The 16247-nt window shown below is 59.7% G+C and carries 15 protein-coding genes; 6 read left to right on the top strand and 9 right to left on the bottom strand.

The genetic code is table 11. The features are described 5' to 3' along the window. Positions 1-50 precede the first annotated feature (50 nt). From V8J82_RS04485 to V8J82_RS04470, 4 genes are all read right to left on the bottom strand, one after another. The gene (locus V8J82_RS04485; RefSeq protein ID WP_339972575.1) at positions 51-995 is read right to left on the bottom strand and encodes a glycoside hydrolase family 5 protein; all 945 of its coding nucleotides are present in this window, start codon (positions 993-995) and stop codon (positions 51-53) included. A gap of 43 nt (positions 996-1038) precedes the next feature. Continuing rightward, complete coding sequence (locus V8J82_RS04480) at positions 1039-1482, bottom strand: SRPBCC domain-containing protein (RefSeq protein WP_339972573.1); 444 nt, start codon at positions 1480-1482, stop codon at positions 1039-1041. Then, positions 1479-1841, bottom strand: coding sequence for an ArsR/SmtB family transcription factor (locus tag V8J82_RS04475; protein WP_339972571.1), 363 nt, complete (start codon positions 1839-1841; stop codon positions 1479-1481). The genes V8J82_RS04480 and V8J82_RS04475 overlap by 4 nt, the downstream gene beginning before the upstream one ends. 69 nt (positions 1842-1910) lie before the next feature. Next, complete coding sequence (locus tag V8J82_RS04470; protein WP_339972569.1) at positions 1911-2468, bottom strand: J domain-containing protein; 558 nt, start codon at positions 2466-2468, stop codon at positions 1911-1913. A gap of 180 nt (positions 2469-2648) precedes the next feature. Between V8J82_RS04470 and dnaE the strand changes: the two genes are divergently transcribed. Continuing rightward, on the top strand, positions 2649-6179 hold the full coding sequence (gene dnaE / locus V8J82_RS04465) for a DNA polymerase III subunit alpha (RefSeq protein ID WP_339972567.1): 3531 nt from the start codon (positions 2649-2651) through the stop codon (positions 6177-6179). 332 nt (positions 6180-6511) lie between these two features. Next, the gene (locus tag V8J82_RS04460; protein ID WP_339972564.1) at positions 6512-7234 is read left to right on the top strand and encodes a VPLPA-CTERM sorting domain-containing protein; all 723 of its coding nucleotides are present in this window, start codon (positions 6512-6514) and stop codon (positions 7232-7234) included. Between the two features lie 80 nt (positions 7235-7314). On the opposite strand, the gene V8J82_RS04455 is transcribed toward V8J82_RS04460, so the two are convergent. Both V8J82_RS04455 and V8J82_RS04450 read right to left on the bottom strand, forming a co-directional pair. Further along, positions 7315-7737 (bottom strand): hypothetical protein, encoded by a 423-nt coding sequence (locus V8J82_RS04455; protein WP_339972562.1) that lies wholly within the window; start codon positions 7735-7737, stop codon positions 7315-7317. A 109-nt stretch (positions 7738-7846) separates the two neighbouring features. Beyond that, the gene (locus V8J82_RS04450) at positions 7847-8050 is read right to left on the bottom strand and encodes a SlyX family protein (RefSeq protein WP_339972560.1); all 204 of its coding nucleotides are present in this window, start codon (positions 8048-8050) and stop codon (positions 7847-7849) included. 76 nt (positions 8051-8126) lie between these two features. Here V8J82_RS04450 and hisS point away from each other — a divergent pair, with 76 nt between their 5' ends. From hisS to hisG, 3 genes are read left to right on the top strand one after another with little or no spacing between them, the layout of a single operon-like run. Further along, positions 8127-9668 (top strand): histidine--tRNA ligase, encoded by a 1542-nt coding sequence (gene hisS, locus V8J82_RS04445; RefSeq protein WP_339972558.1) that lies wholly within the window; start codon positions 8127-8129, stop codon positions 9666-9668. Beyond that, positions 9665-10768, top strand: a complete 1104-nt coding sequence (locus V8J82_RS04440) for an ATP phosphoribosyltransferase regulatory subunit (RefSeq protein ID WP_339972556.1) — start codon at positions 9665-9667, stop codon at positions 10766-10768. The genes hisS and V8J82_RS04440 overlap by 4 nt, the downstream gene beginning before the upstream one ends. Next, positions 10765-11454, top strand: coding sequence for an ATP phosphoribosyltransferase (hisG, locus tag V8J82_RS04435; RefSeq protein WP_339972554.1), 690 nt, complete (start codon positions 10765-10767; stop codon positions 11452-11454). The genes V8J82_RS04440 and hisG overlap by 4 nt, the downstream gene beginning before the upstream one ends. On the opposite strand, the gene V8J82_RS04430 is transcribed toward hisG, so the two are convergent. After that, positions 11451-11879, bottom strand: coding sequence for a DUF1489 family protein (locus tag V8J82_RS04430; RefSeq protein WP_339972552.1), 429 nt, complete (start codon positions 11877-11879; stop codon positions 11451-11453). The two genes, hisG and V8J82_RS04430, sit on opposite strands and share 4 nt — an antisense overlap. Positions 11880-12044: 165 nt before the next feature. Between V8J82_RS04430 and V8J82_RS04425 the strand changes: the two genes are divergently transcribed. Next, the gene (locus V8J82_RS04425; protein WP_339972550.1) at positions 12045-14306 is read left to right on the top strand and encodes an adenosylcobalamin-dependent ribonucleoside-diphosphate reductase; all 2262 of its coding nucleotides are present in this window, start codon (positions 12045-12047) and stop codon (positions 14304-14306) included. 15 nt (positions 14307-14321) lie between these two features. Here the strand turns inward: V8J82_RS04425 and hemN are convergent, their stop codons facing one another. Beyond that, positions 14322-15671: an oxygen-independent coproporphyrinogen III oxidase gene (gene hemN / locus V8J82_RS04420; protein WP_339972548.1), complete on the bottom strand. Its 1350-nt coding sequence runs from the start codon at positions 15669-15671 to the stop codon at positions 14322-14324. 7 nt (positions 15672-15678) lie between these two features. Next, entirely contained in the window at positions 15679-16245 is a 567-nt protein-coding gene (gene bchJ, locus V8J82_RS04415; RefSeq protein ID WP_339972546.1) for a bacteriochlorophyll 4-vinyl reductase, read from the bottom strand. Positions 16246-16247: the final 2 nt, after the last annotated feature.

Here is a 16247-nt window from a genome sequence, read left to right as displayed (position 1 = left end):
ACGACCTCGCGCAGCAAACCGGGAAAAGCGCCGGATTTCAAGCGTTCGGATCAGTCCAATAATGTCGCGGGCATACCCGGATCCCAGCTTTCGGTGCCGGTATTGTAGGCGGAAAAGCCGATACCGGCCCCTTGGGAGAAGCCCCAGTAGCACCACGGTAGACTGTTCGCTTCGGCGGTTTCGCGGACCGCCCTGATCCAACTGAGACGTTGGGTTTCGTCGGTCGCGCCGTACACACCGAACTCACCCAGAAAGACGGGTCCCGCTGCAGATGCAGCCTGCGCCATATCTGCTGCCAGCGCCGCGCGATCTTGCGCACTTCCCCAATCGGAGGGCGGCGGCGGATCATTAAGATAGGCGGCCTGTTGATGGGTGAAGTCCCAAGGTCTGTAGTAGTGAAACGTGCGTACCTCTCGGTGGCCGGGCGCGGGCAGACGCAACATCTCGTCAAGATCGTTCCAGTCGCCGCCGCCCGTGATGATCCAACGGTCGGGATTCGTCTGACGGATCATCGCGGTGATGTCTGTGAAGACAGGTACGGCCAGTTCGGTGGTGAAATTGATCGCAGGTTCATTGAACAACTCGAACATCAGACTGTCGGGGGCGCCCGCATAGTGGTGGGCAAGCTCTTCCCAGATATTGATCAACGTATCGATATGGGCGCCGGGGTTGTCTTTGAGCGCCAAGAAATGATGCAGGTCGAGGATCGTATTGAGCCCTTCGGTCTCGGCCCAACCAATCACTTGATCTGTGCGTGCAAGAATGGCGGGGTCAAGCCGCTCGCCATCCCAATGATCTGCAAACCGAACGGGCAGGCGGATCGTGTCAAATCCCGCCTCGGCTATCAGAGCAATATGATCTTGCGCGACGATATAGCCCCAATCGCCTTCAACCGGGGCCTCCATCGCGGCGCCAAGGTTGATGCAGCGGGCGACGGGAAAGGCATGGGCGGTCAAAGGCCAGGACAGGGTCATAGCGAGCATCAGTGATTTCATCGCAAAACCCTGCCATGCCATTCGGCACCAGCCAAGCCTATGACTATTCCAGATGTTGTGTCAGGTTTTCCATTGCGTGGGTCCATCCCGCCTCAAATTCGGCGAACATCTCATCACCGATATAGCTGGCCACCATGATCGTCGCCGCCAGATCGGTGCCGCTTTTGGATTGGGTCAGATCGAAGACTGCAAGGCTGGTGCCGAGTGTCGTACCCTCTGCGAGCAGCGTTTCGGCGTAGGCGATGCGCTCAGGCTCAAGCAGGATCCAGTCGGTATGCACATCGACATACGGGTTGTCGGCGGGGCCGCAACGCGAATGCTCGCGCAGGCCCGGCGCCGCCTCGGGTTGGTTTTCGATGATCACAACCTGATCGGGCCCTGGCGGTCCCCAGGCCATCCGCGCCTCGGCGGAGGTCAGCGCCCGGTAGACGCGCGCTGGATCGGCTGTAAGGGCCCGGACAAAGGTGAGGGTTTTGGTATCTGTCATTCCATTTGATCCTTGTTGAGATAAGCGTCGAGCCGATCGAGCTTGCCGACCCAGATCTCGTGTTGTTGGTCCAGCCAGTTTTCGGCCACGGCCAATGCCTCTGGATGAAGCGTACAGATCCGCGTGCGTCCAATTTTGCGGGTCTGCACAAGCCCTGCACGTTCCAGAGTTTTGATGTGTTTTAGGAAGCTGGGCAGCGCCATGTCATGCGGCGCTGCAAGATCGCTGACGGGCGCCTCGCCAGTGCCGAGGCGTGCGATAACGGCGCGTCGGGTCGGGTCGGACAGGGCAGCAAATATATCATCGAGATTATTAGCCATACGGCTAAGTATCATAGCCAATAACAAAAACAAAGCCATTTGGCTCAGTTTCTGAGAGGTGATTGAAAAGGATCAGTTTTGATCCCCGTTTGAGTCTAATTTTAGTGATTAGGCCGCGTGAACGACGCGCGGCTGTACAGCAGGCGCAAAGGCGCGGCGAGCGTCTTGGAAGAGGTTTTGGGCGGCTTGGCTGGCCCGCATTTCGGCGGCGGAAAGGGCGCGAACCGGCCGGGTTGCCTTGCGGCGTGCGGCTTCGCGCTCTGCGTCGCGCCGGTCAAGCTCCGCTGCGCGGCGGCGGGCAGCGGCTTTTGCATCCTGGCGGTTTTGATCGCGCTGCGCGCGCATTTGGGCACGACGGCGCTGTTCTGCGGCATGTTGTTGTGCCTGAACGTCGGCCCGTGCTTGCGCCTGGGCTTTCCGGGCGCTCGAAGCGCGCGTTGATTGTGCCTTGGCGCCTTCGCGCGAGACAGGTGCGGCCGCGGTCACCAGGTCAAAGGCCGCATTCAACTCGGCCAAGCGTCGGTTGGCGGCGTCTTTGTCCCCGCGAAACTGATCTGGGTGATACGTCCGCACCAGAGCCCGCCATGCCTGTCGGATGGCCTTGGCATCTGCCTGGGGGGAAACGCCCAGAAGATCGAACGCCTCGATAACGGCTTGGCTGTGCATGATGCGTCCTTTCCAGGTGCTTCTTTGCGCCATTGGCGGGTTAACCGATCAACAACGTCTAAAATGCACAGTAAATGCGTTCGAACCGTTCGGGCAGGGGGCGAATTACTAACTGGTTAATCGCAAATGCCCCAGTCTTGGGGGTTTCCGGTGCCTCGGGCGCAAGATAAGCTATCCACCATGGGACAGCCACGATTCATTCACCTCCGCCTGCACACCGAATATTCGCTTCTGGAAGGGGCGATGAAGGTTAAGAAACTGCCCGGCCAAGTGGCTGATGCGGGCATGCCCGCAGTGGCGGTGACAGATACGAACAACATGTTCTGCGCGCTCGAATTCTCGGAGATGGCGAAGAAGGCGGGCGTGCAGCCGATCATCGGCTGCCAGATCGATGTGACCTACGAGGTTGCGGCCCCAGGTGAAAAGCCGCGCGCGCCCGCGGCCTTGGTCCTGTTGGCGCAGAACCGTTTTGGTTATGAAAACCTGATGAAATTGAACTCTGCGCTGTATCTGCGTGGGGATGGTACGTTGCCCCATGTGACGCTGGGCGAGTTGGAGGCGCATTCTGAGGGTTTGATTTGCCTGAGCGGCGGGCCTGAAGGGCCGGTCGGGCAACATCTGCAGGCCGCGCAGCGACCCAAGGCCGAGGCGTTGCTAAAGACGTTGGCGGCGATCTATCCGGACCGCCTTTATGTGGAACTGCAGCGCCATCCGGGTGACGGCGGCTTGCCCGAGACTGAGCGTCTCACCGAGCGCGGCCATGTGGAACTCGCTTACGCGCTAGATCTGCCACTGGTGGCCACAAACGACGTCTATTTTCCAAAGCCCGAAGTGTACGAGGCCCATGACGCGATGATCTGCATCGCCCAGGGCGCCTATGTCGACCAATCCGAGCCGCGCCGCCGCCTGACGCCGCAGCATTCGTTCAAGTCGCCTGAGGAAATGGCAGCCCTGTTTGCCGACTTGCCCGAGGCGTTGGAGAACACGGTCGAAATTGCACGGCGTTGTGCGTTCCGGGCGGAAACGCACGATCCGATCTTGCCGAAATTCGCCGATGACGAGGTGGCCGAGCTGCGCCGCATGGCCAATGAGGGGCTCCAGGCACGTTTGGCGGTGATCCCCCACGCCGCGACGGTGGAAGAGTATCAGAAGAGGCTTGATTTCGAGCTGGGGATTATCGAAGGAATGGGTTTTCCCGGTTACTTCTTGATCGTGGCCGACTTCATCCAATGGGCCAAGGACCATGACATTCCGGTGGGGCCGGGCCGCGGCTCGGGTGCGGGTAGTCTGGTGGCCTACGCGTTGACGATCACCGACCTTGACCCGCTGCGCTATTCTCTGCTGTTTGAGCGATTCCTGAACCCGGAACGTGTGTCCATGCCGGATTTCGATATCGATTTCTGCATGGATCGCCGCGAAGAAGTGATCCGCTACGTGCAGGAGAAGTACGGACGCGACAAGGTGGGGCAGATCATCACCTTCGGTGCACTTCTGTCCAAAGCTGCTGTCCGCGACGTGGGCCGCGTGTTGCAGATGCCGTTTGGTCAGGTGGATCGACTGTCGAAGATGATCCCGGTGGAGGGGGTGAAGCCCGTCTCGATTGGGCAGGCCATCAAGGACGAGCCGCGGTTCCTGGATGAAATGCGCGAGACCGAGCAAGACAGACGCGACGGCAAGGTGAACCCGACGCGCCGCTTGATGGACTATGCCGAGAAGATCGAGGGCTTGCTTCGGAATGCCTCGACCCACGCCGCCGGTGTCGTGATCGGTGACCGACCGCTGGATGAACTGGTGCCGCTCTACCGCGATCCGCGGTCCGACATGCCCGCGACGCAGTTCAACATGAAGTGGGTCGAACCGGCGGGCCTGGTGAAGTTTGACTTCTTGGGCTTGAAGACGCTTACCGTGGTGCAAAACGCCATTGACCTGATCCATGCCTCGGGCCGTCAGCTCCATGAGGCTCCCGGCGGCACACGCCTTTACGAGCCGGAGGCGGGGACGGAAAACCAGATCAACGCCATCCCGCTGAATGATACGGCCAGCTATGAGCTCTATGCCTCCGCCAAGACGGTGGCGGTGTTCCAGGTGGAATCGACGGGCATGATGGATGCGCTGAGGCGCATGAAACCTGACTGTATCGAGGATATCATCGCCCTTGTGGCGCTTTACCGGCCCGGCCCGATGGAGAACATCCCGAAATTCTGCGAGGTGAAGAACGGGCTCAGCGCACGCGAGAACCTGCACCCGACCATCGACCACATCCTGGACGAGACCCAGGGCATCATCGTCTATCAGGAACAGGTGATGCAGATCGCCCAGGAGATGGCGGGCTACAGTCTTGGGGGCGCCGACTTGTTGCGCCGCGCCATGGGTAAAAAGATCCAAGAGGCGATGGATGCCGAACGCCCCAAATTCCTGAAAGGCGCGGCTGAGAATGGCGTGGATGAGGCCAAGGCGATCGAGGTTTGGAACCTTCTCGATAAATTCGCCAATTACGGCTTCAACAAATCCCACGCGGCTGCCTACGCGGTGGTCAGCTATCAAACCGCCTGGCTAAAGGCGAACCACCCGGTGGAATTCATGGCCGCCGTGATGAATTGCGACATCCACCTGACCGACAAGCTGGCCGTCTATAAGCAAGAGGTCGACCGGATGGGGATCGAGACGCTCGCACCCTGCGTGAACCGATCCGCGGCGACCTTCACGGTGAAAGATGGTAAGATCCTCTACGCGCTTGGTGCCCTGAAGAATGTCGGTGTTGAAGCCATGAAAATGGTGGTCGAAGGGCGCAGGACGGATCAAGGCGAAAAGCCCTATTCAACTCTGTTCGACCTTGCGCGACGTGTGGATCTGAAGCGCGTTGGCAAGCGCTCGCTTGAGATGTTGGCCCGCGCGGGTGCCTTTGATGAATTGGATCGCAACCGGCGCCGGGTGATGGACAGTCTGGATGGGCTGACCGCTTACTCTGCGGCTGTGCATGATCAGGCGGCCTCTGATCAGGTCTCGCTTTTCGGGGATGCAGGCGATGATCTGCCTGAACCGCGCTTGACGATGCCGCCTGATTGGTTGCCGAACGAAAGACTGGCGGCCGAGCATCAGGCAGTTGGCTTCTATTTTTCAGGTCACCCGCTGGATGACTACCTGCCCGCATTGAAACGGCGTGGCGTGATGACTCTGGCCGAGGTTGACGCGCGCGTTCAGGGCGGGCCGTTTGTGGCCAAGATGGCGGGCGCAGTTAGCGTCAAACAGGAACGCAAAAGCCAACGCGGCAATCGCTTCGCTTTTGTGTCGCTATCGGATCCGACGGGGCTCTACGAGGTGACGGTTTTCTCTGACACTCTAGAGGCCAGCCGCGCCCATCTGGAGACCGGCAACAACGTGATCGTCCAGGCCGAGGCGACGCTGGAAGCCGACCAGCTCAAATTGCTTGCCCGTGGGATCCAGCCTGTCGATGGTGCCATCGCCGACGAATCCAACGGATTGCGGGTCTTTGTCGAAAGCGAGGTCGGCGTGATCTCCGTCGAAAGCCTGTTGGAGCGCACCGCTGTCGATGCCGCCAAGGCTGCGACGGGTCCGATCCATTTGTGTCTCATGGCGCCGGACCTGCCGGGTGAAGTGGATGTTGTGCTGGGTGAAAGCTTCCCCGTGTCGCCTCAGATAAAGGGCGCGCTCCGCAGCTTGGAAGGTGTGGTGATGGTGGAGGAGGTTTAGCCATCGTTCCGCCAAGATTTAGACATGCGCGCCAGATTCTGCACCTCGGAAAGTGCCAACCTGATTCTGCCTATATTTAGGTAAAATCCGCCGCTTTTTTGAGCGCAGGATAAATGCATGTGCGAGCTCTGCATCAATTGAACAAGACGTTGTGCCAAAACCTGACCTTTTAGACAGGTTTGTTGATGCAATGTCGTAAACAACGCGTTTCTCCCCGCAAGAGTCTGTTGACCGGCTGCGAGGGGAGCCAGTAAAGCAATAATAGTTTTTGACGAAATTGCGGCATAAATTGGCCGATGGGCCGCGCAGACCGCAAACTTGGGGACGAAGTAATGTTTAAGACGTTGATGGCTGCAGCGGTGATTGCGACCTTGCCTTTGGCAGCGGCGGCCACACCGGTGGTGATGAATTTTGACACCGATGGTGGTACTGCGACATGGCTGAACGACGATGCGTCGACCAATACGCTTCTCGGGTACGCCTTTGGTGATTTTGAGTTCTCGATTTTCCATGTGGCGACGCGTTCAAACGCGAGCGGCGCAAACTTGTTTGATATGGATGCGTGTGACAGTGAAGCATCCTGTGTGGGTAACGATGATGGGGATTTGATCCCTCAGACGGAAAATGAAAACGGCGTCGATGGTCGGCTGTTGATCCGGCAGGACGCTGACAATCAGGGCAATCCATTGCCCCTCGACGATGACGACGCAGCGAGCGGTTATATTACGTTCACACTAAAGTCGGGTCCGGCCTTCTCACTTGCCGGCTTCTCGGCGATCGATGTTACTCGTCTGGCGCTGTATTCCGGCATCGGAACGAGTGGACCTCTATTGGCAACTGTAAGTGGTTTGGACAACAACCGCACCGAAGCTGTGTCATTCGCGCCCAGCTCGCTGATCAACGTGGGTGAGTCGTTCACATTCGCCTTCGATGGTTCTGGTGGTGTGGATTCTATTGTACTGGCACCGGTGCCTCTACCGGCTGGCGGCTTGCTGCTGCTGGGCGGGCTAGGTGGCCTGGCTATTGTTCGTCGGCGTATGGCGGCGAAGTCCTAATTATACTTTAGGATCTTTCAGAACGATCAAGACCCCGGCGTTATGCGCCGGGGTTTTTTTGTTGGAATCTCAGCTAACCGCTATTGGTTTGATTCAGACTCTTCCCAGGTTTCAAACACCAAGATAGCTGCGTCATCGCCCGGTTCTGCCGCAAAAGCTGCGTTGACGGCAGTCGGGGTTTGGCACGAGACCCATTCCTCGCCCGCTTCGTTCATTAGGACGATGCAGATCCCCGGGTGGTCTTCGTCAACTTCGCCTGAGAAAAGCGACCAGGTGTTGTGAAAATCGGTATCTGTCAGCAAATCACAGACCGGAGTTATGCTGTCTACGCCATCCCAAGCCAACTGGACGGCTTCGGTGATGGTGCCAAAATCTTCAAGCGGAACGACAAGAGCGTCGGCGGCGTATTGGCCAGCCGAACAGCTGGTTGTGGCAGAAGCCGGTGCACCCATTAGAAGGGCGACGGGCAAGGCGAGGGCGGGGGCAATGCGCAAGATGGTCATGGCGCAACCTTAGGCCAAGTGGCGCCGCCGGTGTCAATTGCGCGCGAATGGCGTTGTTTTGAGGCGGCGAAGTCTCGCGTGCGCTGTTGGAGCGGTGGTTCGACGCATTCTACCAATGGGGTGGCTTTTGATCGGCCAGAGGGATGCCGCCACTGCCATCCACCTCGCGTTCCGCTTCGCGCTGCATCAGCATTGTAACCCGGCGGGTAAGCCGCGCTATCTCTGTATCTTGCCGGGCGACAACCTCTGACAGGTCATCGACCGTCCGGGTTAAATGCGCCACTTGCTCTTCCAAACGTGTCTCATCGGTCATTCGCGGCCCTCCGCCTTGCCCCTTTGGCTATCCCGGTTTAGAGGATGCGCGACCTGGACTAAAGGCGCGCCCGCCCATGGCAAAGCAGAAAAAACAGCCCCGCCCCAAGGCCGAGACGCCCAAGGGATTCCGTGATTATTTCGGTGCGGAAGTGACCGAGCGCAGTGAGATGCTGCGCAAGATCGCCGAGGTCTATCATCGCTATGGCTTCGATCCGCTGGAAACCAGCGGTGTCGAGACGGTTGAGGCTTTGGGAAAGTTCCTGCCGGACGTGGATCGGCCGAATGAGGGTGTCTTTGCGTTCGACGAAGACGGTACTTGGCTGGCCCTGCGCTATGATATGACGGCGCCGTTGGCCCGCGTTGCCGCGCAATTCCGCAACGATCTGCCATCCCCATACCGGCGCTATACGATGGGGCCGGTCTGGCGGAACGAAAAGCCCGGGCCGGGCCGGTTCCGGCAGTTCTACCAATGCGACGCCGATACGGTCGGTGCGCCTTCGGTCGCCGCAGATGCCGAGATCTGCGCCATGCTGTCCGATTGCCTGGAGGCGGTCGGCATCGCGCGCGGCGACTACGTGATCCGGGTGAACAATCGCAAAGTGCTGAACGGGGTACTGGATCAACTGGGTTTAGTGGATCAAGGTGCTGATCCTGGGCGCACGGTCGACTCTGCTGTGAAACAGGCGATGCGTGATGTGACGTTAAGCAACTTGGAAAAAGCCCAAGGAGTTCTTCGTACATTGGACAAGTTTGATAAAGTCGGCGTAGACGGCGTTCGGAAGCTTCTGACAACAGGACTGCTCGACTCGTCTGGTGCATTTATCGAAGGTATCGGACTGTTCGAAGATCAAGTCGAACCGGTAGTTTCTTTCCTAACCTCACGTTCTGATGATTCAGCGAAAACTCTTTCGAACTTGCGTAACGCAGTAGGTAGGTCGAAAATCGGCCAGAGAGGCGTATCTGAACTAGAAGAAATAGTAGTCCTCCTCGACGCTGCGGGCTACGGCCCTGACCGCATCATCATCGACCCCTCCGTGGTGCGTGGCCTCGGCTATTACACCGGGCCGGTCTACGAAGCGGAACTCACTTTTGACGTGCAAAACGACAAGGGCCAGACAGTCCAATTCGGCTCGGTCGCGGGGGGCGGGCGCTATGATGATCTGGTCAAGCGTTTCACGGGGCAGGAAGTGCCTGCAACGGGGGTCTCGATCGGTGTCGACCGATTGCTTGCGGCGCTGCGGGCCACGGGCAAACTGAAGGGTGAGGATGCGGGGCCGGTCATCGTCACGGTTATGGACCGCGCACGAATGGCCGAGTATCAGGCGATGGCGAGCACACTCCGCAACGCTGGTATCCGGGCCGAGGTCTACCTGGGCAATCCGAAGAATTTCGGCAACCAATTGAAATACGCGGATAAGCGGCGCTCTCCCGTGGCCATTATCCAGGGGTCGGACGAGGCTGAACGGGGAGTCGTGCAGTTGAAGGATTTGATCCTGGGCGCGAAATTGGCCCAAGACGCGACGCTGGAAGAATGGAAGTCCCAGCCCGCGCAGACCGAAGTGCCGTTGGAAGACCTGGTGGCTCAGGTGCGCGCCATGATCGACCGCCACGCGTGACAGATGCGGCCGCGATCCGGGCCGAAGCCGCAGCGCTTCAGGCCGTCTTTTTGGACGCGGGCGCCATGCCTGTGGAGGCGCCGGTTTTGGCGAGCGCAGACACGTTGTTGGATCTTTACGGCGAAGACATCCGCTCACGCGCCTTCACGACGCAAGATCCCGACCGGGGGGAGATGATGCTGCGCCCGGACTTCACCGTGCCGGTAGTGGAAATGCATATGGCGAGCGGCGCAGAGCCTGCGCGCTATACCTATCTCGGTGATGTCTTCCGGATGCAGGCCGCGGGGTCGGGACGCCCGACAGAATATCTGCAATTGGGCTATGAGGTCTTTGATCGCGCTAATCCGCTGGCCGCCGATGCAGAGGTTTTTGCGTTGATCGCCAAGGCGCTCTCTGATCTGTCGACGCGCGCGGTGACGGGCGATATCGGCATCTTGCTGGCGGCGATCCAAGCGCTCGATACGACGGATGCGCGCAAGGCTGCCTTGCGCCGCCATGTGTGGCGCCCTCGCCGGTTCCGCGCCTTGTTGGACCGTTTTACCGGTGCGGCGTCTGTTCCGGTTGGCCGCGCGGCCTTCCTGACCTCAGTGGAGGAGGAGGGTCTCGCCGCCTTGATTGCTCAGGCCGGCCCGTCCATTGGCTTGCGCACAACCGATGAGATGAGTGTTCGCCTGGAGCGTATGCGGGCCGAGGCTGCGGCTGATCCAATCGCCCCCGATCACGCGGAGGTGTTTTTGGAGTTGCTGTCACTGAAAGCGCCCCTGCCGGATGCGTGCAATGCGTTGATGGATTTTGCGGTCGATCTGCCTGCCATGCGTCCGGCGGTCGAACGGCTGGCGGCCCGCAACGCCGCGTTGATTGCCGCCGGTGTGGATATTTCGGATCTGCCGTTCGAGGCCTCCTATGGCCGGACGCAAATGGAATATTACGACGGATTTGTCTTCGGGTTCCTGTCGCAAACGCCGGGGCTGCAGCCTTTGGCGACGGGCGGGCGTTACGACGCGCTGACACGTCAACTGGGCCAGGGGAGAGAGATCCCGGCGGTCGGCGGTGTGATCCGGCCAGAGCAAGTCGCCAAGGCGCGGGAGGCAGCGCAATGATCACGCTGGCCGTACCGTCCAAAGGGCGCCTGATGGAAAAGACCTTTGCGTGGTTCGCTTCGCACGGCGTGACGTTGCGGCGCACCGGTACGGATCGCGACTATGCAGCCGAGGTCGCGGATCTGCCTGTCGACCTGCGCCTGATGTCGGCAGGGGAAATCCCCGGTGCTTTGGCCAGCGGTGCGATCCACATGGGCGTCACCGGCAGCGATCTGGTCTACGAGAAGATCCCGGCTTGGGATCAGGCGGTCGAAAGCTTGGCCGATATGGGCTTTGGCCATGCGGATTTGGTGATCGCCGTCCCCGCCTGGTGGGTTGATGTGCGCGGCTTGGATGATCTGGATGCTGTGGCCGCTGATTTCCGGCAGGCCCATGGGCATCGCCTGCGCATCGCCACAAAATATCATCGTCTGGTCCGTGATTTCCTGCGAGATGCGGGCGTGGCCGATTATCGGCTGATCGATAGCCAGGGTGCGACCGAAGGCACGGTGGCCCATGGCACCGCGGAGGCGATCGCCGACATCACCTCAACCGGTGATACGTTGCGCGCCAATCACTTGCGCGTATTGGAGGATGGCTTGATTCACCGTTCCCAAGCGACGCTGTTTCGGGCGCGTGGAGCGGATTGGGGCGCGGATGAAGCGGCGGCCCTGAAAGCGCTGCTTGCAAAGTTGCAGCTGGATTAGAGCACGCCGATTTCGGCCAGGGCGGATTCGAGCTGTGGAGGCAGGACCTCATCGGTGTTGCGACCTTCGGGCAGATCGCGAGGCGCATCGGCGGCGGGCAGATAGCGCCAGCCTTGAAACGGACGTTTGGGCGTGGGCACGACCCGCGTCACCGTCGGATCCAGGACAATTCCACAGCGGTTGATGCCGTTGCCGCGATCCACGGGATCAAAGCGCAGGATCGGCTGTCGGCACAGAACCAAGCCCTTGAACACCCAATACAGACAGCCCCCGCCCAGGATCTGATCCGCGCGTTTCGGCCACATCCGTGTGACATGCCGCGGTAAACCGTCCGGCCCCTTGGCGTGTGCGCTGGCCTGCCAATTCAACAGGTCTTCGACTTGTTCGGCGCCGACACAGAGTTTGATCAGGCTCAACTTATCCACAGAACGCCCCACAGAATCTCAGGTTTCCACACAATATGGTATCGCATATGCCGCGGGCGGCAAGGTGTTGTGTATGATTGCGATTGTCAGGTATATTCTTGCCACCGGCCTTGATGGAGTGATTCCAACAGGGCTTTTCTCGTCTTGATTTGACGGAGCTGCCATATGTCTGCCTTCACCACCCCGATTGCCGAGCAGATTTGGGACATGAAGTATCGCCTGAAAGAGGCGGATGGCACCCCGATTGATCAAAGCGCCGAGGATACTTGGCGCCGGATCGCCGACGCGCTCGCGATAGTTGAAGACGACCAGACCGCTTGGGCGGACAAATTCTACGCCGCGTTGAGCGATTTTAAATACCTGCCAGCGGGCCGTATCGTGGCGGGCGCAGGCACCGGACGGTCGGTGACGCTGTTTAACTGCTTTGTCATGGGTACGGTGCCCGACAGCATGGGCGGGATCTTCGACATGCTAAAAGAAGCCGCGCTGACCATGCAGCAGGGCGGCGGTATTGGCTACGATTTCTCGACCATTCGTCCGCAGGGGGCTGCGGTCTCCGGTGTCGCTGCTGATGCATCCGGTCCGTTGAGTTTCATGGATGTGTGGGATTCAATGTGTCGCACGATCATGTCCGCCGGGTCCCGCCGGGGCGCGATGATGGCCACGATGCGCTGCGATCATCCCGATGTCGAAGCGTTTATCGAGGCGAAACAAGACCCGGCTCGGTTGCGCATGTTCAATGTCTCTGTCCTCGCGACCGATCCGTTCATGCAGGCTGTGCAAGACAACGCGCCTTGGGATCTGGTCTTCGACGGCAAGGTTTATCGCACGATACAGGCACGCGATTTGTGGGATAAGATGATGCGCGCCACTTACGATTATGCCGAGCCGGGCGTAATCTTCATCGACCGCATCAATGCCGAAAATAATCTGAATTATGCCGAGACCATTGCGGCAACAAACCCGTGCGGTGAACAGCCTCTGCCGCCCTATGGCGCCTGCTTGTTGGGATCGATCAACTTGACGCGGCTCGTCCAGAATCCCTTCGACGGCGCTGTATTGAACGAGACCGCTTTGGATGATCTGGTCGCCACAGCGATCCGCATGATGGACAATGTCGTGGATGCCTCGCGCTTCCCGTTGGAGGCGCAGGCACAGGAGGCCGCGGCGAAACGGCGGGTTGGGTTGGGCGTAACGGGCCTTGCCGATGCGCTGGCCATGTGCGGGCTGCGCTACGGTTCCGACGATGCTGTGAAGCAGACCGAGGTCTGGATGGCTCGGATTGCAAATGCGGCCTATCGCGCGTCGGCTCGCCTGGCCGCCGAGAAAGGTGCATTCACGCTTTTCGATGCCGCGGCCTATGCGAAAGCCCCGATGATTCAGCGCCTTGACCCGGATGTGCAGGCCCTGATCGCAGAACATGGGTTGCGCAACGCGCTGCTGACGTCGATTGCGCCGACCGGTACGATCTCTCTCTATGCGGGCAATGTGAGCTCAGGCATTGAGCCGATCTTTGCAAATTCCTATACAAGAAAAGTTCTGCAGCCTGACGGCACCCGAACCGAGGAAGAAGTTGTCGATTATGCCGTGCAGATGTGGCGCGACCTGAAGGGCGACGCGCCGCTGCCAGACTATTTCGTCAACGCGCAAACCCTCGCACCGCTGGATCATGTGCGAATGCAAGCGGCCGCTCAGCCCTGGGTCGACAGCTCCATCTCCAAGACCATCAACGTGCCTGCCGATATCAGTTTTGACGCGTTCAAAGATGTCTATGCCGAGGCCTATGCGACAGGCTGCAAGGGCTGCACGACCTATCGGCCCAACGCAGTGACCGGTTCTGTCCTGACTGTGTCTGAAGCCGAGACAAAACCCGAGGTTGCTGACAGTTCCTCCGGCGAGATTGTCTATATGTCCGAGCCGCTGGACCGGCCAAGCGCGTTAGAGGGCAATACCTACAAGGTCAAATGGCCCGACAGCGAGCACGCCTTGTATATCACGATCAATGATATCGTTCTGAACGGCCATCGGCGTCCGTTCGAGGTGTTCATCAACTCCAAGAATATGGAGCATTTTGCCTGGACCGTAGCGCTGACCCGGATGATTTCGGCGGTGTTCCGACGCGGTGGCGATGTGACCTTTGTGGTGGAAGAGTTGAAGGCCGTCTTCGATCCCCGTGGTGGCGCCTGGATGCAGGGGAAATACGTTCCGTCCATTCTAGCGGCGATTGGCGGGGTGATCGAAACCCATATGATCGCCACCGGATTCCTAGCTGGCGAGGGTATGGGTCTGAAATCGGACCCGCAAGCTGACGTGGTGAATCTGGGGCACAAGCCTGGCCCGGCCTGTCCTTCCTGCGGGCAATATGATCTACGCATGGTCGAAGGTTGCCTGACCTGCGGATCCTGCGGTCACTCGAAATGCGGATAGATCGCGCTTAGCGGGTCAAAGCGCAACGGAATGTCGGGCTTTGCTGCTGGCCAGATAGGCATCGAAGGCTGATGCTACCACACGCGCGAGGATCCGACCCTCCTCAGTCAGGGTCACGCCATTCCGTGTAAGTGTCAGCAGACCGTCCCGCTCCATCCCCTCTAGGTCCGATTTTGTGTCGTGCCACCAGGCAGGCGATTGACCGAAGCGCTGGCCGATTGCGTCTATATCAGCATGTCCATCGCACATGATGCGTTCGATCACCGCACCGCGCAGCTTGTCGTCACCGGAAAAGGTCAGACCCTTATGGACCGGCAATTGGCCCACCCGGATCGCGCGGGTCCAGGCGCCCGTTTCGGGGTTGTTCTGAACAAATCCCCACGGCGTGCGACCGATGGAGGTCGCGCCGAGACCGATCATCGTTTCCGACGCGTCGTTCGTGTAACCTTGGAAATTCCGGTGGAGCGCGCCGTTCTTGGCGGCCTTTGCTAAACTGTCACCGGGACGTGCGAAGTGGTCGATCCCGATCACCTCGTAGCCCGCGGCCACGATGGCCTCAGCGGCACGGGCGGCTTGGTCGGCGCGCGCGGCAGCGTCGGGCAGCGCCTCTTCCGGGATCATACGCTGGTTCTTGGCGACCCAGGGCACATGCGCATAGCCAAACAAAGCAATTCGGTCCGGTGCCATATCCGCGACATGCCGGATGGTTGTCAGCAGTTTCTCGACATCTTGGTACGGCAGCCCGTAGATCAGATCGAAGTTGATCGCCTCAATACCGTGGCGCCGAAACGTTTCGACGGCGTTGGCCACCATCTCGGGCGGCTGAACGCGGTTGATCGTTTCTTGCACCTTTGGATCGAATTCCTGCACACCAAAGCTGGCGCGGTTAAACCCGAGCTTGGCCAGTTCGGCGACCATCTGATCGGTTAGCGTGCGTGGATCGCTTTCGATGGCCAGTTCGGCATCGGGCAGCAGATCGAAATTCTCACGGATTGCCGCCATGACACGCCCCATCTGATCGGGCGTCAATGCCGTGGGCGTGCCCCCGCCCAGATGCAGATGCGCAACCTTCATCTGCGCAGGCAGCGCGTCGCGTACCAGACGGATTTCTTGCAACAACGTCTCAACATATTGCTCAAGCGGGCCTTCCCGCTTCACCAACTTCATGTTGCAGCCGCAATACCAGCACATCTGGCGACAAAACGGCACATGCAGATAGAGCGATACCGGTGTGTCGGGGTCCAGCGCGCCCAGCCAACCGCGATAGGTCGCCTCGGGAAAGTCGGCCTCGAAATGTGGGGCGGTTGGGTAGCTGGTGTAGCGCGGGGTGGGGCGTTGGGCGTAGCGGGCGGTGATCGGTGTCATTTTGATCTCAGTACTTGATCTGGAAAATGCAATTTGGGTCACCTTTTGCACAGCAGGCGGTGTGTCGAACGGTGCAGCGGGGTGTCGCGAGGGTTTGGAACAGTCGGGTGAAGACTGCGCAATGCCAGGGGCAGCCGGGTATGGCGATGGGGTTGTGCGCGATCGTCAGGGTCAGTTCGGGTTGGCGCGTTGCGGAAAACGTACCGGATCCTGCGAAGGTCCAGGCGTGTCGCGCGATGGCGCGCGCCAAGATCGGGCCGGCCAGGGCCGCGGGCAGGGCCTTCAGAAGCCCTTGGATCATACCGGGAATGCGGTTGGCCAAGATGTAGTCGGCCGTTCTGGCTCCAGCATCCTCGGCAATCTCCGGCCAATCCCTGGGCCGTTCGGTCATCAGCGCGTCGAAAAGCACGCGGACCTCGGTTTGTGGCACCATAGCCCCCGGATTGCCACGCTGCAGTCCAGCCTCCGCAAAGATGACGGCGGTCGTTGCACTGCCCAACCGTTCCAATAGAGCCTGTTCGGTCTGGATCAGTGCGTTTGGGCCGATCCGTGGGATGGTGTGGGTGTCGAGCAACG

The organism is Gymnodinialimonas mytili (assembly GCF_037544085.1).
Classification (GTDB): domain Bacteria; phylum Pseudomonadota; class Alphaproteobacteria; order Rhodobacterales; family Rhodobacteraceae; genus Gymnodinialimonas; species Gymnodinialimonas mytili.
Note: the sequence above shows the minus strand (reverse complement) of the source record. Positions and strands in the feature narration are given on the sequence as shown.